Source organism: Peribacillus sp. FSL K6-1552, from assembly GCF_038005205.1.
Lineage (GTDB): Bacteria > Bacillota > Bacilli > Bacillales > DSM-1321 > Peribacillus > Peribacillus butanolivorans.
Window position 1 is genome coordinate 179,440 of record NZ_JBBOST010000001.1, and the last position, 22,747, is coordinate 202,186.

The window sequence follows — 22,747 nt, forward strand, 5'->3', positions numbered from 1 at the left end:
GTTACCGGAGGATAGTTATACTTCATAATAAGGAGAAAGCTATTAATGGTAATAAAAATAGCGTAACCCAAAAGGCTACGCTTAACAAATTATTGATGATAATCCTTAATTACTTTAGCGAAAAATTATGTCTAATTTATCGATAATAGCAATAGGATAAAGGGTAATAAAGGCTAAAGAATTATGATTAGTTTACACTAACTTGGCTTTGTTGTTTCTTTTTATTCATGTAAAGAATAAGCCCTACTAGAACGATACCAATTGCAGTCAAAATAGCGGCAGAGATGTAAGCTGTTGTAAAGGATCCCGTTGTTTCTTTGAAGTAAGAAGCGATATATGACTAAGGCTGCGCAGGAATTGCAGGTATCACAACCTGCGTTAAGCAAAACAATCGCATGACTTGAAGAAAATCTCGGTGCACCGTTATTTAGTCGTGAAGGAAGGCAAATCCATTTAAATGCATTCGGTAAAATATTTCTCGAACGTGTAAATCGTATTTTTCACGAATTAGAAGAAGGAGAACGCCAATTGAAAGACATGGCTGGATTAATAGAAAGGTCGATCTCTGTGTCTATTGCGTTGCCTCATATTCTTCCTATATTAATCGTTGAATTTTTGAAACTTAACCCTAATGTACATATTAGCCAGTATTCAGCTTCATCCACTGGGATGAAAAAACAACTAGAGAATGTCGAAGTCGAACTTTGTATTTCAATGAGTCTTATTTATGGAGACGACATTGAATGGATGCCCTTATTAGAAGAAGAGATTTTTTTACCACCAAGCCACCACTTAGCAAAGCAAAAATCCATTGCTCTTCATGAAGAAGCAAATGAGACCTTCATCAGCAGAACGTCAGGGTACGGATTCCGGGACGTTACGGATGAGTATTGCAGGGAAGCGGGCTTTGAACCTTACACCCCAATTGAACTAGAAGAAGCAGGAGCAATACTCCGACTTGTAGAAATGGGAATGGGTATTTCATTCACGCCTCAATTGTCTTTATTACGCCAATCAATGCCGAAAACCGTTCAGATTCCAATCACCTATCCGAATTGCAAACGAACGATTGGGATAGCATGGAAAAGAACTCACTATCTCTCTCAAGCTGCAATAGATTTCCGGGAATTCACCTCTGGTTTTTTTAAACATGAAGTAAGTAAATATTTCTATCTATAAAATCTTAATAAAAATAAGGTGGCAGGCATTACATCCAAGACGGTGTTGCCTGCCTTTTTCAACATAGATGGTAGAGGATTACCTCTTTAATCTAAGGGGAGTCTTATTACATGCTTCTTCTAAACAAAAGAACGTAAAAATAAGGTCTGAGGTACAAGTCGTCCACTTCAGTTTTCAAATGTTAATTTTGATATTATTGGCGTTTATAAACATATCTAAAACTATCCTCATTAATTATTGCCAACTGTATAAATGAATGGTTCATGATAGAACGCAAAAACTACATATTACTTGGGAAATAATTTGGGAAATGGGGTCTGACCCCGGAGGTGATATGATGGCTGTGATTTTAGGTTTACAGGAGATGCAAAGGGAGAGGCAGTTGAAGTTTGAGCGAAGGTTACTTAGGGAACTTTCAATCGAGGATATGAAGGGGAGGATTCAGCGTTACTTTGGACAGGATTTCATGGAGGTGTTGGAGGAAGGCTATTTTGATGTTGCCATTGAGGCCTATTTATTGGGAGCTAACTATAGTAAGTTTGGCTATTATGGTGAGTCGGAGGATGATGTAAGGGCTCGGTGCTGGAGGGAAGAGAAATTTTTGATTGATACCCTTTTTAATTTTATTTTGTATTGGCGGGAAGTGACGGCAAATAACGCTTTCAATGAAGGGTTGTTTTATTGCTGTGAAGGGTTTGTAGGTGAATGGTGGATGGACGGCTTTAAGACGGGTGAAAAGCGATATAAAATGAAGTTGCACTAAGAAGGAGTGAAGTATCCATTCTTTGTTCTAATTCCATGGTTTGTCCCATACTTTTAGATATAGGGACTTGTGGAAGGAGAACGTTCATGCGTAGTAAGCTAAAATATACAGGAATCGCGATGGGATTGTTTATCCTTTTTTTAATTGTAACTTTAAAATTTGTTGAAGATGATTCTTGGGACTCCTGGAACCTTCCCTTGGCAGGAAAGGTAATCGTTTTGGATGCTGGACATGGAGGAATGGATGGCGGGGCAAATGTGCAAGAGGTAATGGAAAAAGAAATTGCCCTTGCTGTTTCGTTAAAGGTTAGGGACTATTTACAGGAACAGGGTGCCCTTGTCATTATGACTCGTGAGAAAGATGAAGATCTGGCACAGGGGGATACAAAAGGGATCCGTCAGCGAAAACAGGAAGACCTGCGAAATCGGGTTGAAATGATTAATGATTCAGAAGCGGATTTATTTTTAAGTATTCATTTAAATTCTTTTCCGTCAGCATCATCAAAAGGTGCTCAAACATTTTATACGAATAGGTTTGAGGAAAATGAACAGGTGGCAAAGTTTATTCAGACTGAAATCATAAGAAACCTAGAAAATACAAAGCGAGATGCAAAAACGATTAATAATGTGTATTTGATGAATTATACGAAGAAACCAGGGGCGCTTGTTGAAATTGGCTTTCTTTCTAATACGGAGGAAAGGGAACGCCTTATCAGTGATGGGTATCAAGAAAAGATTGCAAGTTCGATTTATATGGGGATTTTACGGTATTTCACAGAGGAAAAACTTTCAGATGAAGAGTGATTCTCTAGTTCGGGTCTTGTATGGTACAAGGCCTTTTTATTATTGAGATAAAAGTCATGTGCTCACTTAAAGGGCAGATAATAAGCTTTATTTAAGTGATATGGTATACTTAAATGGGAAAATAAAACGAATTCAAAGGGGTGCTCGACTTGTTAACTGAAGAGAAAGTACTGAATTTATTAAAGGATCTTAAAGACCCTTTTCTACATAAAAGCCTTGAAGAAACAAATGGAATCATTGAAGTGAAAATAAAGCCTGAAAAAAATCATGTGAGCGTTAAGCTTGCCATCGCAAAAACAGGGACTGCCGAGCAAATGCAAATGCAAACGGAAGTGGTAAACTTGCTGAAAGAAGGCGGGGCAGAATCTGTAGGGATTCGTTTCACAGAACTTTCTGAAGAAGAGTTATCCAAGCATCGTGAAAATATACCACAGGATGAAGTGGATCAAGGTTTACTTGGACCGAATAGCAAGACGCAATTCATTGCGATTGCTAGTGGTAAAGGCGGAGTTGGTAAATCAACGATTTCAGTGAACTTTGCTACTTCACTTGCACGACTTGGTAAAAAGGTTGGACTTGTGGACGCTGATATTTATGGTTTTAGCGTACCAGATATGATGGGGATTACAAAAAGGCCGGTGGTGCGTGGGGAGAAAATTATTCCTGTGGAACGTTTTGGTGTTCAGGTTATCTCAATGGGATTCTTTGTAGAAGATAACGCGCCTATTATCTGGAGAGGGCCAATGCTAGGAAAGATGCTGAACAGTTTCTTTAACGAGGTAGAATGGGGAGAGTTAGATTATTTAGTTCTTGATTTACCACCGGGTACAGGCGATGTTGCGTTGGACGTGCATACAATGCTACCTTCATGTAAGGAAATTATCGTAACGACACCGCATCCAACTGCAGCCTTTGTTGCAGCAAGAGCGGGCGCGATGGCCATCAAGACTGAACATGAAGTCATTGGTGTCATTGAAAACATGTCGTTCTTCGAGAGTAAAACGACAGGTGAAAAAGAATATGTATTCGGTAAAGGCGGCGGTGCGAAGCTTGCAGATGAACTACGTACAGAAGTCTTAGGGCAGCTTCCTTTGCAACAGCCAGATTGGAACGAAGAAGATTTTGCACCTTCTATTTATGCAGCAGACCATAGATTAGGCAGAATTTATGAAGATATTGCTAAAAAAGTCATTGAAAAGTTGCAATAAAAATAAAGGCTGATTCCAATTGGAATCAGCCTTTTGTTATTCTTTGTCTTTTTTCTCAGTTTTATCACCTGATCCCGCTTTTGTTGCCTTTTCAGCTGCTTTTGTTACAGCTTGATCCAATCTTTCTTGGATCTTCGCTTGAACTAAAGGACTATCCATAGTTTCTATGATAACTTCTTTATAAATGGCTCGCATGTCTTTAGTCTTCAGTAACTTATTCATTTCTTTTTCCAAATCTGGGTCTTTTAAAATTTCAATAAGCATTCCGCGATACTGGGGGTCATTGGTTAATTCTTTCATCATCTTTTTATGTTCGTCTTTTAAAGCTTTAGCATAGGCAGCGGTAAATTCCGGATCTTTAAAGGTCTTTTTCCAAAATTCCTTCCCTTTATCTGAAGTGACCGTATCTTCAATGGATTTCTTAATGATCTCTGAGTCCATAATAAGTTCAGTTTTCGTTTTATCGTCAGAAATGATATCCTGGATGGCTTTTTTTCCATCGTCTGTTTTTAAAATATCGACGACCATTTTCTTTGTCTCTTCATACTCATTTTTATCTGCGCTTGCTCCATTCTGCGCACAACCGGAACAAACGAGTAAGAATGACGTGAAAAGCAAAGCAACTCCCACTCTCATACGCAGGGCCCCTTTCATCCTTCTTATTGTTAATATGGTTCCAATCGACGATATTATTCCCTTGTAGAATAAGTGGATTTTTCCAAATTTGGTTGGTACAATTAAGGAAATGAAATAGAAATGTATGGAGGAAAACAATGAACAGCCGTAATTTAGTTAAATTGTTTTTAACAACATTGCTTATCGGTGGTGTAACGGGCGGAGTTGTAGGGTTCTTAGCTCGTTGGAGTGAGTTTAAGCCTTATTTTTCTTCTTTTGAAATCAGTGCCATTCTTTCAACGTTTTTATGGTTATTCGGTGTCGGATTAATTTTTAGTGTCATAAGCCAAGCTGGTTTTTTTGCCTATTTAACGATACATCGTTTCGGTCTAGGGATATTTAAAAGTACTTCCTTATGGAATGCAGTACAACTCGTACTTATCCTTTTCGTTGTATTTGATCTAGTCTATTTACGATATCTTAATTTTGGTTCAGGTGAGGGGATTAGTTCCTACATTGTGTTAGCTTTGGTTGTATTAGCCGCAGCGTTGATTACGGCCTATTTTAAAATGAAACAAACAAATAAACAGTCATTTATTCCGGCGATGTTTTTTATGGTTGTGGCCACAGTATTAGAGTGGGTACCTGTACTAAGTTCTAATGATGAAGGCTGGCTCTACTTCATGCTGTTTCCATTACTAGTATGCAATGCTTATCAATTATTGGTTTTAAGCAAATTAATCGATCGTTCACAAAAGGAATTAGCCAGTAAAAAAACACGGTTGCAAACTAAAGCAAAGGGAAAGAAATTAAAAGCAGGAGAATTAGGGAAGTAGGTAAAAGTGGCTAACCTTATTGGAAAGCGGAATACATAAGAAATTCTACATATAAAAAACTGCGTCCTAAAGGTTAAGCATGACCCTTAGTACGCAGTTTTTTGTGTTTTAGTAAATGATGTTACCGGATTTCTTCACTGCTTGCTGATGAATTAGAGATCATCTCAGAAACGTTTACGAAGTTTAAATTTTTGGAGCGAAGTTCATCTATTAGTTCAGGCAATGCTTTATTAGTTTGTTTTGCTGAGTCTGAAGCGTGTAATAAGATGATATCGCCCTTTTGAGCCTTGTTAACGTTATGAACAATTCGATCAACGCCTGGGTTAGTCCAATCCTTTGAATCAATACTCCAATGAACCACAGTATAGCCGAATTTTTCACTGATTTTCAGGAGGCGCTTATCAAAGTGTCCGGTGGGCGCACGTAAAAGCTCGATATTTTTAACATTTAGTTTTTTAAAAGCTTCCTGTGCTTTTGAAATATCACGGATGATTTCTTGGTCTTCCAGATCGGAATAATCTTTGTAATCGTATCCGAGCATTCCGATTTCATAGCCTTCTTTTTCAATTTCATCCACTATATCAGGGTGACGTTCTGCCCAAGATCCGGAAAGGAAGAAGGTAGCGGATTTAATCTTTTCTTTTTTCAATGTCTCTAAAATTGGGGCTGCTTTTTCATCGCCCCAGCCAATATTGAATGTGATGGCGACATTCTTTTCCCCTTTATAAACCGCTTTTGGTCCATCTTCGGTAGAAAAAACAGGTGAATGAAGAATGTTTTGTACAAAAAGGAACCAAGCGGTAAAAAGTGCCGTAAGTAAAATTAACGAATAATGTTTGATGTTCTTTGCCTGGAGCACCATGAAAAATTTCATTAATCCATCCCCTTGTCCAAAAGCTCTTGTTTTCATATTTATGCAGAGGCTGTTCCGTTATGCAAAAAAATCAATATAAAAATTCATATAATTAAGATGAATGGGGAAAAATGACTGATGGAGGTGTGAGTTATGCTTGGCTTATTGATTAATGAAAAAGAAAAGAAGGAATTAGAGTACCTCTTAAAAAGAGAGATGGATGAAATATTATTTGATTTACAAGATGATAGAATCGATTGCATAGTTAAAAGAGCTATAAATGAAAAATATAATATCCTTTTCAGATTGTTTAAAAGGCTAAGTACAGAAAAGGAATGCCTTATTTATATGAGAGTAAAAACAAACTTTAATGAGAAGAATTAGTCCTGATTTTTAAAAGTGAATTAAATTTAAAAAATCTATTGACTATTAATTTATACGCTGGTATATTATAAAAGTTGCTGCAAGATAATAGCTTTTAAAAAAAGAACAAAAAAAACTTTTTGAAAAAAGTTATTGACGAAGCAGAGATAAGGTGTTAAGATATTAAAAGTCGCTAAGAGATAAAGCGAAACAAATTGCTCTTTGAAAACTGAACAAAACAAAGCGCCAACGTTAATTTTTTAAAGTGAGCACACACTATCAAAAAGCAAAATGAGCAAGTCAAACATTTCTTCGGAGAGTTTGATCCTGGCTCAGGACGAACGCTGGCGGCGTGCCTAATACATGCAAGTCGAGCGAATCGATGGGAGCTTGCTCCCTGAGATTAGCGGCGGACGGGTGAGTAACACGTGGGCAACCTGCCTATAAGACTGGGATAACTTCGGGAAACCGGAGCTAATACCGGATACGTTCTTTTCTCGCATGAGAGAAGATGGAAAGACGGCCTCTAGCTGTCACTTATAGATGGGCCCGCGGCGCATTAGCTAGTTGGTGAGGTAATGGCTCACCAAGGCGACGATGCGTAGCCGACCTGAGAGGGTGATCGGCCACACTGGGACTGAGACACGGCCCAGACTCCTACGGGAGGCAGCAGTAGGGAATCTTCCGCAATGGACGAAAGTCTGACGGAGCAACGCCGCGTGAACGAAGAAGGCCTTCGGGTCGTAAAGTTCTGTTGTTAGGGAAGAACAAGTACCAGAGTAACTGCTGGTACCTTGACGGTACCTAACCAGAAAGCCACGGCTAACTACGTGCCAGCAGCCGCGGTAATACGTAGGTGGCAAGCGTTGTCCGGAATTATTGGGCGTAAAGCGCGCGCAGGTGGTTCCTTAAGTCTGATGTGAAAGCCCACGGCTCAACCGTGGAGGGTCATTGGAAACTGGGGAACTTGAGTGCAGAAGAGGAAAGTGGAATTCCAAGTGTAGCGGTGAAATGCGTAGAGATTTGGAGGAACACCAGTGGCGAAGGCGACTTTCTGGTCTGTAACTGACACTGAGGCGCGAAAGCGTGGGGAGCAAACAGGATTAGATACCCTGGTAGTCCACGCCGTAAACGATGAGTGCTAAGTGTTAGAGGGTTTCCGCCCTTTAGTGCTGCAGCTAACGCATTAAGCACTCCGCCTGGGGAGTACGGCCGCAAGGCTGAAACTCAAAGGAATTGACGGGGGCCCGCACAAGCGGTGGAGCATGTGGTTTAATTCGAAGCAACGCGAAGAACCTTACCAGGTCTTGACATCCTCTGACAACCCTAGAGATAGGGCGTTCCCCTTCGGGGGACAGAGTGACAGGTGGTGCATGGTTGTCGTCAGCTCGTGTCGTGAGATGTTGGGTTAAGTCCCGCAACGAGCGCAACCCTTGATCTTAGTTGCCAGCATTCAGTTGGGCACTCTAAGGTGACTGCCGGTGACAAACCGGAGGAAGGTGGGGATGACGTCAAATCATCATGCCCCTTATGACCTGGGCTACACACGTGCTACAATGGATGGTACAAAGGGCTGCAAACCTGCGAAGGTAAGCGAATCCCATAAAGCCATTCTCAGTTCGGATTGTAGGCTGCAACTCGCCTACATGAAGCCGGAATCGCTAGTAATCGCGGATCAGCATGCCGCGGTGAATACGTTCCCGGGCCTTGTACACACCGCCCGTCACACCACGAGAGTTTGTAACACCCGAAGTCGGTGAGGTAACCTTTATGGAGCCAGCCGCCTAAGGTGGGACAGATGATTGGGGTGAAGTCGTAACAAGGTAGCCGTATCGGAAGGTGCGGCTGGATCACCTCCTTTCTAAGGATAAATACGAGAGCGCTTTTGTTTTGTTCAGTTTTGAATGAGTAATTCATTCAGATACGAAAGATCTCATCACGTTGTGATGGAATTTTTTCTTCTTTGTTCCTTGAAAACTAGATAATAGATAGAAGGCAATTAATTTTTTCAAAGCATCAGTAAGATCTTTTTTAACGGTTAAGTTAGAAAGGGCGCACGGTGGATGCCTTGGCACTAGGAGCCGATGAAGGACGGGACTAACACCGATATGCTTCGGGGAGCTGTAAGTAAGCTTTGATCCGGAGATTTCCGAATGGGGAAACCCACTGTTCGTAATGGAACAGTATCTTTACCTGAATACATAGGGTACTGAAGGCAGACCCGGGGAACTGAAACATCTAAGTACCCGGAGGAAGAGAAAGCAAATGCGATTTCCTGAGTAGCGGCGAGCGAAACGGAATTAGCCCAAACCAAGAGGCTTGCCTCTTGGGGTTGTAGGACACTCAACATGGAGTTACAAAGGAACGGGGTAAATGAAGTGATCTGGAAAGGTCCGTCAAAGAAGGTAAAAACCCTGTAGTTGAAACTTCGTTCCCTCCTGAGTGGATCCTGAGTACGGCGGGACACGAGAAATCCCGTCGGAAGCAGGGAGGACCATCTCCCAAGGCTAAATACTACCTAGTGACCGATAGTGAACCAGTACCGTGAGGGAAAGGTGAAAAGCACCCCGGAAGGGGAGTGAAATAGATCCTGAAACCGTGTGCCTACAAGTAGTCAAAGCCCGTTAATGGGTAATGGCGTGCCTTTTGTAGAATGAACCGGCGAGTTACGATTTCATGCGAGGTTAAGTTGATAAGACGGAGCCGCAGCGAAAGCGAGTCTGAATAGGGCGAATGAGTATGAGGTCGTAGACCCGAAACCAGGTGATCTACCCATGTCCAGGGTGAAGTTCAGGTAACACTGAATGGAGGCCCGAACCCACGCACGTTGAAAAGTGCGGGGATGAGGTGTGGGTAGCGGAGAAATTCCAATCGAACCTGGAGATAGCTGGTTCTCTCCGAAATAGCTTTAGGGCTAGCCTCAAGATGAGAGTATTGGAGGTAGAGCACTGATTGGACTAGGGGCCCCCAACGGGTTACCGAATTCAGTCAAACTCCGAATGCCAAATACTTATTCTTGGGAGTCAGACTGCGAGTGATAAGATCCGTAGTCGAAAGGGAAACAGCCCAGACCACCAGCTAAGGTCCCAAAGTATACGTTAAGTGGAAAAGGATGTGGAGTTGCTTAGACAACCAGGATGTTGGCTCAGAAGCAGCCATCATTTAAAGAGTGCGTAATAGCTCACTGGTCGAGTGACTCCGCGCCGAAAATGTACCGGGGCTAAACGTATCACCGAAGCTGTGGATTGACACCGTATGGTGTCGATGGTAGGAGAGCGTTCTAAGGGCGTTGAAGTCAGACCGGAAGGACTGGTGGAGCGCTTAGAAGTGAGAATGCCGGTATGAGTAGCGAAAGAAGGGTGAGAATCCCTTCCACCGAATGCCTAAGGTTTCCTGAGGAAGGCTCGTCCGCTCAGGGTTAGTCGGGACCTAAGCCGAGGCCGAAAGGCGTAGGCGATGGACAACAGGTTGATATTCCTGTACCACCTATACATCGTTTGAACGATGGGGGGACGCAGAAGGATAGGGTAAGCGCGCTGTTGGATATGCGCGTCCAAGCAGTTAGGCCGGAAACGAGGCAAATCCCGTTTCCATTAAGGCGGAGCTGTGATGGCGAGGGAAATATAGTACCGAAGTTCCTGATTCCACGCTGCCAAGAAAAGCCTCTAGTGAGATGTAAGGTGCCCGTACCGCAAACCGACACAGGTAGGCGAGGAGAGAATCCTAAGGTGTGCGAGAGAACTCTCGTTAAGGAACTCGGCAAAATGACCCCGTAACTTCGGGAGAAGGGGTGCTTTTTAGGGTGAATAGCCCAGAAAAGCCGCAGTGAATAGGCCCAGGCGACTGTTTAGCAAAAACACAGGTCTCTGCGAAGCCGCAAGGCGAAGTATAGGGGCTGACACCTGCCCGGTGCTGGAAGGTTAAGGGGAGAGGTTAGCGCAAGCGAAGCTTTGAACCGAAGCCCCAGTAAACGGCGGCCGTAACTATAACGGTCCTAAGGTAGCGAAATTCCTTGTCGGGTAAGTTCCGACCCGCACGAAAGGTGTAACGATCTGGGCACTGTCTCAACGAGAGACTCGGTGAAATTATAGTACCTGTGAAGATGCAGGTTACCCGCGACAGGACGGAAAGACCCCGTGGAGCTTTACTGCAGCCTGATATTGAATTTTGGTACAGCTTGTACAGGATAGGTAGGAGCCTGAGAAGCCGGAGCGCTAGCTTCGGTGGAGGCGTTGGTGGGATACTACCCTGGCTGTATTGAAATTCTAACCCGCGCCCCTTATCGGGGTGGGAGACAGTGTCAGGTGGGCAGTTTGACTGGGGCGGTCGCCTCCTAAAGAGTAACGGAGGCGCCCAAAGGTTCCCTCAGAATGGTTGGAAATCATTCGTAGAGTGTAAAGGCACAAGGGAGCTTGACTGCGAGACCTACAAGTCGAGCAGGGACGAAAGTCGGGCTTAGTGATCCGGTGGTTCCGCATGGAAGGGCCATCGCTCAACGGATAAAAGCTACCCCGGGGATAACAGGCTTATCTCCCCCAAGAGTCCACATCGACGGGGAGGTTTGGCACCTCGATGTCGGCTCATCGCATCCTGGGGCTGTAGTCGGTCCCAAGGGTTGGGCTGTTCGCCCATTAAAGCGGTACGCGAGCTGGGTTCAGAACGTCGTGAGACAGTTCGGTCCCTATCCGTCGCGGGCGCAGGAAATTTGAGAGGAGCTGTCCTTAGTACGAGAGGACCGGGATGGACGCACCGCTGGTGTACCAGTTGTCTTGCCAAAGGCATAGCTGGGTAGCTACGTGCGGACGGGATAAGTGCTGAAAGCATCTAAGCATGAAGCCCCCCTCGAGATGAGATTTCCCATAGCGCAAGCTAGTAAGATCCCTGAAAGATGATCAGGTTGATAGGTCAGAGGTGGAAGCGTGGCGACATGTGGAGCTGACTGATACTAATAGATCGAGGACTTAACCACGCTTTTAAAAAATGAAATACCTTCTTATTATCTAGTTTTGAAGGAATGAAAATTTCTTCAAAAAAATGAATATAGTCTGGCAATGATGGCGAAGAGGTCACACCCGTTCCCATTCCGAACACGGAAGTTAAGTTCTTCAGCGCCGATGGTAGTTGGGGGTTTCCCCCTGTGAGAGTAGGACGTTGCCAGGCTATTCATTTAAAATCTGTAAATGAGTATTAGGAAACATTATATTATTCCGCAGTAGCTCAGTGGTAGAGCATTCGGCTGTTAACCGAACGGTCGTAGGTTCGAGTCCTACCTGCGGAGCCATATGCTTCCATAGCTCAGTAGGTAGAGCACTTCCATGGTAAGGAAGAGGTCAGCGGTTCGAATCCGCTTGGGAGCTTCCCAATCTATCTATTATCATAAAAATATCGGCCCGTTGGTCAAGCGGTTAAGACACCGCCCTTTCACGGCGGTAACACGGGTTCGAATCCCGTACGGGTCACCATTATATACTTATTAGTCCGGAGGATTAGCTCAGCTGGGAGAGCATCTGCCTTACAAGCAGAGGGTCGGCGGTTCGATCCCGTCATCCTCCACCATTTTATTTTAAAAATATTTGCCGGTGTAGCTCAACTGGTAGAGCAACTGACTTGTAATCAGTAGGTTGGGGGTTCAAGTCCTCTTGCCGGCACCATTTACAACCATATATTGCGGAGGGGTAGCGAAGTGGCTAAACGCGGCGGACTGTAAATCCGCTCCTTCGGGTTCGGCAGTTCGAATCTGCCCCCCTCCACCATTTTAATAAAAACCTGTGGATCAGTTATATATTCTCTGTAAAAGGGAAATATATGATTACCACCTTTTTATTTTGTTGAATATTAATTATACATATTATATATTGGGCTATAGCCAAGCGGTAAGGCAACGGATTTTGATTCCGTCATGCGAAGGTTCGATCCCTTCTAGCCCAGCCATTTGCGGAAGTAGTTCAGTGGTAGAATACAACCTTGCCAAGGTTGGGGTCGCGGGTTCGAATCCCGTCTTCCGCTTACTATATATTTATTCCTTTAGGGGCCTTAGCTCAGCTGGGAGAGCGCCTGCCTTGCACGCAGGAGGTCAGCGGTTCGATCCCGCTAGGCTCCACCATCTAACTACATACACTAAAACTTACGTCTTAAGCCGATTGCGGCTTAAGACTTTTTTTTATTTTAAATATCTAACTTTTATTACTTTACCTCCTTAAGAGAACGGTTCAATTAGGGATTTTAAGAAAAAGAGTAAATACGGTAAAAAAGCTAATTAGCTGCATCTTTATACATATAAATGTTCAGTTGAACCACTAGGCATATAAGATATAAAATGGTAGAAAGGGGGAATTGTATGTCTATTCAGAAAATTTCCATTATCGGTCTACCTATGGATCTTGGTCAGGCGAGACGAGGGGTGGATATGGGACCGAGTGCAATCCGCTGTGCAGGGATTGTCGAACGGCTTGAACGATTAAAAATAGAAGTTGAGGATTTAGGAGATATAGTAGTAGGACGCCCTGAAAATGCACAGAAATCTGGTACAAATTTAAAAAACTTATCGCTAGTTGCTAAGGGAAACATTCAATTAGCAACAAGAGTAGATAAAATTATACAAGGCGGATCTTTCCCGCTTGTTCTTGGGGGAGACCATTCGATAGCCATCGGAACACTCGCAGGGGTTTCGAAGCACTATGAAAATGTAGGTGTAATTTGGTATGATGCACATGGAGATTTAAATACGGAGGAAACTTCACCATCAGGGAATATACATGGTATGCCTCTAGCTGTCAGTATGGGGCTTGGCCATCCCGATCTAGTCAATATTCATGGTTCAACTTCTAAAGTAAAACCAGAAAATATCGTAATTATCGGGGCACGTTCCTTAGATGAAGGTGAAAAAGAATTAATACGTGAAAAAGGGATTAAAGTGTTTACAATGCATGAAATTGACCGAATGGGAATGGCTAGAGTCATGGAAGAGTGTATAGATTATTTAAGAGAAAGAACAGATGGTGTTCACCTTTCTTTGGACCTGGATGGAGTAGATCCAGCGGATGCGCCTGGGGTAGGAACACCGGTAATTGGTGGTATTAGTTATCGGGAGAGTCATTTGGCTATGGAAATGCTGGCGGAGTCTGAGTTAATTACATCAGCTGAATTTGTTGAGGTAAACCCTATTTTAGATGAACGTAATAAAACCGCAATCGTTGCCGTGGCCTTAATGGGCTCGCTATTTGGAGAAAAGCTAGTATAACTGATAAAATAAAAGAAACAGTAACCAGCTTGTGTTAGGTTACTGTTTTTTATATGCTAGAAGACGTAAGTTGATTTTTCAGGATGATTTTATAATATCTATATTTATATGGTTGTAATCTCAGCTCCATATTCACTTTAGAGCACATCGGTCGATTTGGCTTCCATTTTTAGTTAAATGGAAGTATTGATTGATCAAAACATCTAGTTTACTGCTTACTTCAATAACTTCATTATCAGCCATCGAGGAGCGGGAAGCTAAAATTATCATTTTCTGTCTGTATAGTTCAATATGATCTAAAATTTGTTCAGCAGTCATACAGCGATTCACTCCCTTAGGTTTTACAATTTTTAATTATATAGCCTTGTTTTTTTTTTCTTAAACATAAATTGTAAAACTTTGTTAAAATTAAAGTAATAAATTTTGAAACCTTTTAGCTTACGATTCGTAATAATCGTATAGCCGCATGAGCGGGGGTAAAAACCGGAAAATGGATGCACTCATTAAAGAGAGAATTAATCAAGTATTAAAGGGAGACCATAATGCATTTGGGGAAATTGTCGAACTATACAAGGACAAAGTTTTCCAGATATGTTTTAGGATGCTCGGAAACAGGCAAGAAGCAGAAGATTTGGCACAAGAGGCCTTTGTTAGAGCCTTTGTGAATATTCGTAGTTTCAATATACAAATGAAATTTTCTACGTGGTTATACCGTATTGCGACGAATCTTTGCATTGACCGTCTTCGTAAGAAAAAGCCGGATTACTATTTGGATGCAGAAGTTAGTGGAACTGAGGGATTGAATATGTATTCCCAAATTGCATCAGATATGGCAAAGCCCGAGGATGAAGTTGAATCTTTAGAACTTCAGGAAACCATTCAAGTAGAAATTATGAAGTTGCCGGAGAAATATCGGTCGGTAATCGTATTGAAGTACATTGAAGAATTATCGTTAAAGGAAATCAGTGAAATACTTGATTTGCCAGTCGGCACGGTTAAGACGAGAATACATCGTGGTCGGGAAGCCTTGCGTAAACAACTACGCCATTTATAAAAAGAAGGTGAGAAAAATGAACTACCATGAGGAAATCATTGATTATATGCATGATTATTTAGATGAGGACATCAAACCAGAGCATAAAGAAGCTTTACGTGATCACTTGCATACTTGTGCTGAATGCCGGGATTATTTTCATGAAATGAAAAAGGCAGTCGCTCTTGTACAAAGTACCTCCCATATTAAGGCTCCAGATGACTTTACAGCAAGGGTAATGGCTCAATTGCCAAAGGAAACGAAAACAACGGGTGCCAAACGTTGGTTAAAAAGCCATCCTTTTATGACGGCAGCAGCCGTGTTCATTGTATTGATGACAGGTTCTCTTTTTTCCACATATAATCAGGACGAACATTTTTCAGTTTCCAAGCAATCTAATTTATTAGTCGAAGGAGAAACGGTGATTGTGCCTGCAGGTGAGACCGTTGAGGGGAATGTGGTAGTTCAAAACGGTAACATTCGAATTGAAGGTGAAGTGAAGGGAGATGTGACGGTCATAAATGGACATAATTATATGTCTAAGGCGGGGAATGTGACCGGAAGCATCCATGTTATTGACCAAGCTTTTGAGTGGATGTGGTACAAAATTAAGGATACCGCAACGTCTGTGCTTCCTATTAAAGAGGAAACAGGGAATAAGGAGTAAGAGGAGCTGAGCGAATGCATCGTTTTCAATATACGGTGCCATCGCTCAGCTTTACTTTGTAAAAGGAGGGAATTTTTTACTTCATTAGACCTTAACGTGTAACTTTATCACACTAGTTTTAGAAGTATTATTTAAAAAATGGTATACTATTAAGGTTATTACATAACGATTGTTATTGTTATTTGGAGTAATACTGACTGGAGGAAACAACATGTCTTTATCCAATTTGAATGTTTGGGACTATGTAGTAAATTTCATTGATATTCTCCTTGTTTGGTTTGTGATATATAAATTGTTAACTATTATTCGAGGCACGAAGGCTATACAGCTGCTCAAAGGAATTTTTGTAATTGTCATTGTAAAAAGCTTAAGCAACCTGTTTGGTTTCAATACACTTGGATGGTTAATGGCACAAGTCATGAATTGGGGAGTACTGGCGATTCTTGTCATTTTTCAACCTGAACTGAGGAGAGCGCTTGAACAATTAGGACGTGGGAAGCTCTTTACAAGAGGTAGCGTTCCAGAAGAGAACCAGCAAGAGCGTTTAGTGGAAGAAATATTAAAGGCGTCCACTTATATGGCGAAAAGGCGAATTGGAGCCTTGATTACGATTGAAAAAGGAACGGCACTGGGCGATTATGTTGAAACAGGGATTCCTCTAAAGTCCTATATTTCTTCAGAGTTGCTTATAAATATCTTTATACCTAATACGCCGCTCCATGATGGTGCAGTGATTTTACAAAATAACCAGGTGGCAGCTGCAGCTTGCTATCTGCCTTTATCAGAAAGTCCGTTCATTTCAAAAGAACTTGGTACTCGGCATAGGGCAGCTATTGGTATGAGTGAAGTGACGGATAGTATTACAATCGTTGTATCTGAAGAAACGGGAGGAATCTCTGTTACTAAAAATGGAGAACTGTTCCGAGATTTGAATCAAGAGTCATTTAGGGCAATGCTTACTAGTGAACTGGTAGTAGAAAATATCAAAACAACTTCCTCGAGTATCTGGAATTGGAGGGGGAAGAAAAATGGATAAATACACCAATAGTACATGGTTTATGAGAATTGTTGCTTTTGCTTTGGCAGCTCTTTTATTCATCTCCGTTAATTTTGAGATGGAGTCAGATAAAAAATCTCTTGGTTTATCTACTGCCCCTGAGATTAGTACGGAAACCATTGAAAATGTACCGGTTGAAGTGTACTATGACCGTGAAAATTTGGTGGTGAGCGGAGTACCAGAAACGGTGGATGTTACTTTAAAGGGAGCTAAAAGCCTACTGATAAGTGCAAAAAACCAAAGAGACTTTAAGGTATATGTAGACCTTTCTGATCCTGAAATCTCGATGGGAGACAGAACTGTTACCTTCAAAATAAGCGAGTTAAACGAAAAGTTAGTGGCGACAATCGAGCCTGAATATGCAGAAGTCAATGTTCAGGAACGAGTGACGAAGGAATTCTCCGTCGAAGCAGAATATAATAATTCTTTACTTGAAGAGGGTTATACCGCTGGACAGCCAACAGTCAGCCCTAAAACTGTTAAAATAACTGGTGCTAAAGATGTAATTGAACAAATTTCCTATGTTAAGGCAAATCTTGAAATAAGTAAGGGTCTTAACGAAACGATGAACGGCAAGGCGACAGTAAAAGCTCTTGACCGGGACTTAAACAAGTTGGATGTTACGATTGAACCTGCTTCAGTTGCAGTGTCACTAAAAGTTAGTATCCCTTCGAAAACGGTAACCATTGCACCTAAGCAAACTGGAAAAGTAAAGGACGGCATCCGTATTAAGAGTATAAGTGTCGATCCAAAAGAGGTAATCCTATATGGGTCAGAAGCCAGCCTTGAACAAATAAGCGAAATAAATCTCCCTGTTAATATTTCCAAAATTGATGGAGATGCCGAATTGGAATTGGATCTTACTAAACCAGAAAGTGTACAAAAAATGTCCTTGGGTAAGGCAAAGGTCAAAATTAATACAGAAAAAATTGATGTAGAAGATGAGAATGTAGAGGATGTAGAGGCAGTCGAAGAAGTCGAAAAAGTCGAAGAAGAGGTAGTTGAAGAGGATGAATCACCTGCCATCGAGACTAAAACTTTCACCAATTTAAAAATAGAACCTGTAGGTATACAGGAAGACCAAGAAGCCGAATTGGAGTCCGATGTAGCGAGCATTACTTTGCGTGGGAAAGCGGATGATTTGAAAGAAATAACTAAAAACGACATTACACTTACAGTAGATGTGAGTAATTTAGATGAAGGTATACATGATGTAGAACTGGTAGTAAAAGCGCCTGCAGGAGTGAATTGGGAACTAGATTCAAAAACGGCTAAGGTCTCTATTACTCAAAAAGACGAAGAAGAAACATAACCTTCCTTTAACATCATTTAATTTAGTAACGATTCGAAGAAGGAGCGATAAAAAAATGGGTAAATATTTTGGAACAGACGGAGTTAGGGGTATAGCGAATAGCGAATTAACACCGGAGTTGGCATTTAAACTAGGCCGTTTTGGCGGCTACGTTCTTACTAAAAATACAGAAAAACCTAAAGTGCTGATAGGACGCGATACACGTATTTCAGGTGAAATGCTGGAAGGTGCACTAGTTGCTGGTCTATTATCTATTGGGGCTGAAGTTATGCGTCTTGGTGTAATTTCAACACCAGGAGTTGCTTATTTAACAAAGGCGTTAAGTGCTGAAGCAGGGGTCATGATTTCTGCTTCACATAATCCGGTTGCAGATAACGGTATTAAATTCTTCGGTCCGGATGGTTTTAAGCTATCGGATGATCAAGAAGCGGAAATTGAAACATTGTTAGATTTAGAAAAAGATGAACTTCCACGTCCGGTAGGCGGAGATTTAGGCCATCTAAACGACTATTTCGAAGGTGGACAAAAGTACCTCCAGTACTTAAAGCAATCAGTCGATGAAGATTTTACAGGCATTCATGTTGCGCTTGATTGTGCACATGGCGCGACATCATCCTTGGCTATGCATTTGTTTGCGGATCTAGATGCAGATATCTCTACAATGGGGGCATCGCCCAATGGCTTGAACATCAATGATAAGGTAGGTTCCACGCACCCTGAAGCACTTGCTGAATTCTTAAAAGAAAAAGGGGCCGATGTTGGACTTGCTTTCGATGGCGACGGCGACCGCATCATTGCCATAGATGAAAAAGGAAATATAGTTGACGGCGATCAAATTATGTATATATGTGCGAAATACTTGAAAGAAAACAATCGTTTGAAACAGGGGACTGTGGTTTCTACAATCATGAGTAACCTAGGTTTTTATAAAGGTCTTGAGGAGCACGGAATACAAAGTGCCCAAACAGCAGTGGGCGATCGCTATGTTGTAGAAGAGATGCGAAAAGGCGGCTACAACCTTGGCGGTGAGCAATCCGGGCATATTATCTTCCTGGACTACAATACGACAGGGGATGGCTTATTGACAGGCTTACAGCTTGTAAACATTATGAGTGAAACACAAAAACCCTTATCAGAGCTTGCAAATGAGATGAAAAAATATCCACAAACGCTTATCAATGTTAAAGTTACTGACAAGCATGCTGTAACTGATAATGAAAAGGTGCAGGAAGTCATTAAAGATGTTGAGGCAGAAATGGAAGGAAACGGGCGTATATTGGTTAGACCATCTGGAACTGAACCTCTTGTCCGTGTTATGGCTGAAGCACCAACTGTAGAAGAATGCAATCGCTATGTTGATCGCATCGTCTCTGTGGTGAGAGCGGAAATGGGAATAAACGAATAACTAATCATATGCATAAAAGGAACAGAATATCCTTTTATGCATATTTTTATAAAGAAGTGTTTTTTTCATTGGTTAAGGTAACAAAGAATTGACCTATGTCCCTTTTGTAAGGTATGATTATCCTGATTTAAAACATATTTTGTTTAAAGGAGGGTAGGCAGAGAGAAAAGTATTTACAAAGCGCCTGAACTAAGCCTGGTCGAGAAAGGCTTAGTTGACGAGGAGGAGGTTTATCGAATGATCGGCGGATACCTCCCGGCTGAAGTGCACAGCCGCAATAATTTCAATCTTAAAACAGTGGGGCAACCTACTGCACAAAGGGTTGGAAATGCACAAAGGGAAAAAAGGCTATAAGCATTTCCTTTATAAAAATAAATATCAGAGATGAGGGGGCAGGGGTGCCCCCGTGCATTCCTGTTCCCTCAAATCGGTTGGAGGAACAGAAATTATGTGTGGAATTGTTGGATATATTGGTCTTAATGATGCGAAAGAAATTCTATTAAAAGGTCTTGAAAAGCTTGAATACCGCGGTTACGATTCTTCAGGGATTGCTGTCAAAAATGATTCAGGTGTGACAATCTTTAAGGAAAAGGGACGAATTGCAGACCTCCGTGGAGCTGTGGATGAAAAAACTATAGCACATACTGGAATAGGTCATACGCGCTGGGCCACTCATGGTGTGCCAAGTCGTGATAATGCTCATCCTCACCAAAGTAATTCAGGTCGCTTGACTTTAGTTCATAATGGGGTCATTGAAAACTATGCGATTCTAAAACGGGAATATTTGAAGGATGTTGCTTTTAAAAGTGAGACAGATACGGAAGTCATCGTTCAACTTATAGAGAAGTTTGTAAACGATGGTATGGAAGTAGAAGAGGCGTTCCGTCAAACACTCACTCTTTTAGAAGGCTCATATGCCATTGCCCTTTTAGATGCTGAAAATGATGAAACCATTTTTGTCGCAAAAAATAAAAGCCCGCTGCTAATTGGTGTAGGAAAAGACTTTAACGTTGTCGCTTCTGATGCAATGGCTATGTTGCAAGTCACAGATCAATTCCTTGAACTGATGGATAAAGAAATGGTTATAGTGACAAATGAAGAGGTAACGATTAAGAATCTTTCTAACGAAGAAGTTTTTCGTGAGCCATTCACTGCTGAACTGGATGCGAGTGATATTGAAAAAGGTACGTATCCTCATTATATGCTTAAAGAAGTCGACGAGCAGCCTGCTGTCATACGTAAAATTATTCAAGCTTATCAAAATGAAGAAGGCAAACTGGCAATCGATTATAGCATTGGAGAAGCAGTAACTGAGGCTGACCGTATCTATATCGTCGCTTGTGGAACTAGCTATCATGCAGGCTTGATTGGTAAGCAATTCATCGAAAAAATGACTGAAATTCCGGTTGAAGTCCATGTAGCATCGGAATTCACATACAACATGCCGATATTATCGAAAAAACCGCTTTTCATCTTCATATCCCAAAGTGGAGAAACTGCGGATAGCCGTGCGGTATTAGTGGCAATTAAAGCGCTTGGTCATAAAGCATTAACCATTACAAACGTACCGGGCTCTACATTGTCACGTGAAGCGGATTATACGCTCTTGCTGCATGCTGGCCCTGAAATTGCAGTTGCCTCTACAAAAGCTTACACAGCTCAAGTAGCTGTATTGGCTATATTAGCAAATGTTTCTGGACAATTCCGTAACCTAGAGTTTGATTTCGACCTTGTTAAGGAGCTTGGAATTGTTGCGACAGCAATGGAAGCTCTATGCGATTCGAAAGAAGAGATGGAAGCTATTGCCCATGAATATTTGTCTGTTACAAGAAACTGCTTCTTCATCGGCCGGTCCCTTGACTACTATGTTGGTCTTGAAGGGGCGCTTAAGCTGAAAGAAATCTCTTACATCCAGGCAGAAGGCTTTGCTGGTGGTGAGCTTAAACATGGAACAATTGCCTTGATTGAAGAAGGTACACCTGTTATAGCTCTTGCTACGCAAGCAGGCGTCAACCTAAGCATCCGTGGTAATGTCAAAGAAGTCGTTGCCCGTGGTGCTAACCCATGCATTATTTCTATGAATGGGTTGGAAGAAGAAGATGATCGCTTTGTCATCCCGGAAGTGAACGAACTATTAACACCTCTTATCTCTGTTATCCCGATGCAACTCATTGCGTACTACGCTGCCTTGCACCGCGAATGTGACGTGGATAAACCACGTAACCTTGCGAAAAGTGTAACGGTTGAGTAAGCTGGAATGAATATAACGTGCCTTATGTAGATTTGAAATAAAGTTTAACCGTTTTGAAAAAAGATTAACTGTTTTTTCAAAAGTTGCACCGTTTCACCCCGTTGGATATGATTATCTAAAGGGGTGTTTTTTTATGTCTAAAAGAGCGAGAACATCTAAAGTTGATAAGTGGATTAAAGAAGGCCGAGGAATAGGAATTGGTGTGCAGTGACATTAAAGTTGTTTGAAAAATAATAAAGTCATTTAATACCTTCTATCAAATCTATCGGTAGGTAATTGCTGCATCTTTAAGAACAAAATTAAAATTAAACAACTTTATTATATATACACACAATGAGGTTAGATTACAAAACGATTGTGCATATAGAAAAAGTTAAACCTAAAAAGAGTCTGCGGACTTTGTCGAAATTGAAGAAGAAGTAAAAAAACTTTGGATGAACAAAAGGCGATTTTTGAGGTGTCTAGGTATCCTGTCAAAGATACGGATGAGGTTGCGAATGGCGCAATTGATGTCAGGGCGTATTGGCATGAAAAATTACATCGTTCAAAAATAATTTTTTATTTTAGGAGAGAATGACATGGAAGTTTTTGCAGAATATTTAGCGAGTATTGATAACCCGCAACATCGGGACCGAACGGAAGAAGTTTTGGTTTGGGTAACTAAGAAATTCCCAAATTTAATGCCAAAAATTGCATGGAATCAGCCTATGTTTACCGATCATGGCACATTTATTATTGGCTTTAGCATAGCCAAACATCATTTGGCTGTTGCCCCTGAAAGGGCAGGGATTATTCATTTTTCTGATGAAATTGTACAGGCTGGCTATGATCACACCAAGCAGTTGGTACGTATCCAGTGGGATAGTCCGGTTGATTTCTCATTACTTGAGAAAATGATCGAGTTTAATATTTTGGATAAGACAGACTGTTCAACTTTATGGCGGAAATAAAAAAAACGGATTATTAAAGGTGAACTGAACCCCGAATAGGTCCACTTTTTTTAAAGTGTCCACTATTCGGGGTTCGGTTCAATTAATTTTAATCAAACTTTTTTATAAAAAGATATTTGTAAATAATATAAATGATTCGTATTTTGATCAAACTTTTTTACAAAAGTGAAATTTACTTCTATTATAAAATCAACGTTCGTAGCATGCTTATG

The 22,747-nt window shown here is 41.5% G+C and carries 16 protein-coding genes, 9 tRNA genes, 3 rRNA genes and 1 pseudogene; 26 read left to right on the plus strand and 3 right to left on the minus strand.

The genetic code is table 11. The annotated features are described in order from the left end of the window. Positions 1-336 precede the first annotated feature (336 nt). From NST21_RS00950 to NST21_RS00965, 4 genes and pseudogenes are all read left to right on the plus strand, one after another. Positions 337-1,179: pseudogene (locus NST21_RS00950) on the plus strand (LysR family transcriptional regulator). 337 nt (positions 1,180-1,516) lie between these two features. Next, a complete protein-coding gene (locus NST21_RS00955; protein WP_053349031.1) occupies positions 1,517-1,942 on the plus strand; it encodes a DUF2521 family protein in 426 nt (141 codons plus the stop codon). 86 nt (positions 1,943-2,028) lie between these two features. Beyond that, positions 2,029-2,745, plus strand: a complete 717-nt coding sequence (cwlD, locus tag NST21_RS00960) for an N-acetylmuramoyl-L-alanine amidase CwlD (RefSeq protein WP_340887316.1) — start codon at positions 2,029-2,031, stop codon at positions 2,743-2,745. Between the two features lie 149 nt (positions 2,746-2,894). Next, positions 2,895-3,953 (plus strand): Mrp/NBP35 family ATP-binding protein, encoded by a 1,059-nt coding sequence (locus NST21_RS00965; RefSeq protein ID WP_201188234.1) that lies wholly within the window; start codon positions 2,895-2,897, stop codon positions 3,951-3,953. A 36-nt stretch (positions 3,954-3,989) separates the two neighbouring features. Here NST21_RS00965 and gerD read toward each other — a convergent pair whose 3' ends face one another. Beyond that, positions 3,990-4,589 (minus strand): spore germination lipoprotein GerD, encoded by a 600-nt coding sequence (gene gerD / locus NST21_RS00970; RefSeq protein ID WP_340887318.1) that lies wholly within the window; start codon positions 4,587-4,589, stop codon positions 3,990-3,992. Between the two features lie 137 nt (positions 4,590-4,726). Here gerD and NST21_RS00975 point away from each other — a divergent pair, with 137 nt between their 5' ends. After that, positions 4,727-5,404 carry a KinB-signaling pathway activation protein gene (locus NST21_RS00975; protein WP_340887319.1) on the plus strand — a complete coding sequence of 226 codons (678 nt, stop codon included), beginning with the start codon at positions 4,727-4,729 and terminating at the stop codon, positions 5,402-5,404. Positions 5,405-5,525: 121 nt separating this feature from the next. Here the strand turns inward: NST21_RS00975 and pdaB are convergent, their stop codons facing one another. Beyond that, entirely contained in the window at positions 5,526-6,278 is a 753-nt protein-coding gene (gene pdaB / locus NST21_RS00980; RefSeq protein WP_053349026.1) for a polysaccharide deacetylase family sporulation protein PdaB, read from the minus strand. A gap of 132 nt (positions 6,279-6,410) precedes the next feature. Between pdaB and NST21_RS00985 the strand changes: the two genes are divergently transcribed. From NST21_RS00985 to rocF, 14 genes are all read left to right on the plus strand, one after another. Next, complete coding sequence (locus NST21_RS00985; RefSeq protein WP_056521930.1) at positions 6,411-6,641, plus strand: hypothetical protein; 231 nt, start codon at positions 6,411-6,413, stop codon at positions 6,639-6,641. A 288-nt stretch (positions 6,642-6,929) separates the two neighbouring features. Next, a 16S ribosomal RNA gene (locus NST21_RS00990) occupies positions 6,930-8,481 on the plus strand. A 175-nt stretch (positions 8,482-8,656) separates the two neighbouring features. Then, a 23S ribosomal RNA gene (locus tag NST21_RS00995) occupies positions 8,657-11,589 on the plus strand. A 75-nt stretch (positions 11,590-11,664) separates the two neighbouring features. Then, positions 11,665-11,780 (plus strand): 5S ribosomal RNA (gene rrf / locus NST21_RS01000). Together the 16S, 23S and 5S rRNA genes with 9 tRNA genes alongside form the textbook arrangement of a ribosomal RNA operon. A gap of 46 nt (positions 11,781-11,826) precedes the next feature. Beyond that, positions 11,827-11,901: transfer RNA gene (locus tag NST21_RS01005), tRNA-Asn, on the plus strand. Positions 11,902-11,904: 3 nt separating this feature from the next. Continuing rightward, positions 11,905-11,977: transfer RNA gene (locus tag NST21_RS01010), tRNA-Thr, on the plus strand. A gap of 30 nt (positions 11,978-12,007) precedes the next feature. Then, positions 12,008-12,082: transfer RNA gene (locus NST21_RS01015), tRNA-Glu, on the plus strand. Positions 12,083-12,100: 18 nt separating this feature from the next. Beyond that, positions 12,101-12,176, plus strand: a tRNA-Val gene (locus NST21_RS01020). 19 nt (positions 12,177-12,195) lie between these two features. After that, positions 12,196-12,271 (plus strand) — tRNA-Thr (locus NST21_RS01025). An 18-nt stretch (positions 12,272-12,289) separates the two neighbouring features. After that, positions 12,290-12,373: transfer RNA gene (locus NST21_RS01030), tRNA-Tyr, on the plus strand. Positions 12,374-12,476: 103 nt separating this feature from the next. Further along, positions 12,477-12,551, plus strand: a tRNA-Gln gene (locus NST21_RS01035). Between the two features lie 3 nt (positions 12,552-12,554). Next, positions 12,555-12,626, plus strand: a tRNA-Gly gene (locus NST21_RS01040). Positions 12,627-12,647: 21 nt separating this feature from the next. Then, positions 12,648-12,723 (plus strand) — tRNA-Ala (locus tag NST21_RS01045). Between the two features lie 234 nt (positions 12,724-12,957). Continuing rightward, entirely contained in the window at positions 12,958-13,860 is a 903-nt protein-coding gene (rocF, locus tag NST21_RS01050) for an arginase (protein ID WP_056525989.1), read from the plus strand. Positions 13,861-13,992: 132 nt separating this feature from the next. Here rocF and NST21_RS01055 read toward each other — a convergent pair whose 3' ends face one another. Further along, entirely contained in the window at positions 13,993-14,178 is a 186-nt protein-coding gene (locus tag NST21_RS01055) for an aspartyl-phosphate phosphatase Spo0E family protein (protein WP_056525986.1), read from the minus strand. A 172-nt stretch (positions 14,179-14,350) separates the two neighbouring features. On the opposite strand from NST21_RS01055, the gene sigW reads away from it, so the two are divergent. From sigW to NST21_RS01090, 7 genes are all read left to right on the plus strand, one after another. Further along, the gene (gene sigW, locus NST21_RS01060; RefSeq protein ID WP_098176663.1) at positions 14,351-14,914 is read left to right on the plus strand and encodes an RNA polymerase sigma factor SigW; all 564 of its coding nucleotides are present in this window, start codon (positions 14,351-14,353) and stop codon (positions 14,912-14,914) included. 16 nt (positions 14,915-14,930) lie between these two features. Continuing rightward, the gene (locus NST21_RS01065; RefSeq protein ID WP_056525980.1) at positions 14,931-15,560 is read left to right on the plus strand and encodes an anti-sigma factor family protein; all 630 of its coding nucleotides are present in this window, start codon (positions 14,931-14,933) and stop codon (positions 15,558-15,560) included. A 211-nt stretch (positions 15,561-15,771) separates the two neighbouring features. After that, complete coding sequence (cdaA, locus tag NST21_RS01070) at positions 15,772-16,596, plus strand: diadenylate cyclase CdaA (RefSeq protein WP_056525977.1); 825 nt, start codon at positions 15,772-15,774, stop codon at positions 16,594-16,596. Then, positions 16,589-17,929 (plus strand): CdaR family protein, encoded by a 1,341-nt coding sequence (locus NST21_RS01075; protein ID WP_340887322.1) that lies wholly within the window; start codon positions 16,589-16,591, stop codon positions 17,927-17,929. Before cdaA ends, NST21_RS01075 begins: the two co-directional genes overlap by 8 nt. Positions 17,930-17,984: 55 nt before the next feature. After that, positions 17,985-19,334, plus strand: coding sequence for a phosphoglucosamine mutase (gene glmM, locus NST21_RS01080; protein WP_056525971.1), 1,350 nt, complete (start codon positions 17,985-17,987; stop codon positions 19,332-19,334). Positions 19,335-19,782: 448 nt separating this feature from the next. After that, positions 19,783-21,585, plus strand: coding sequence for a glutamine--fructose-6-phosphate transaminase (isomerizing) (gene glmS, locus NST21_RS01085; RefSeq protein WP_340887324.1), 1,803 nt, complete (start codon positions 19,783-19,785; stop codon positions 21,583-21,585). A 578-nt stretch (positions 21,586-22,163) separates the two neighbouring features. Next, positions 22,164-22,535 (plus strand): iron chaperone, encoded by a 372-nt coding sequence (locus NST21_RS01090; RefSeq protein WP_340887325.1) that lies wholly within the window; start codon positions 22,164-22,166, stop codon positions 22,533-22,535. Positions 22,536-22,747 lie beyond the last annotated feature (212 nt).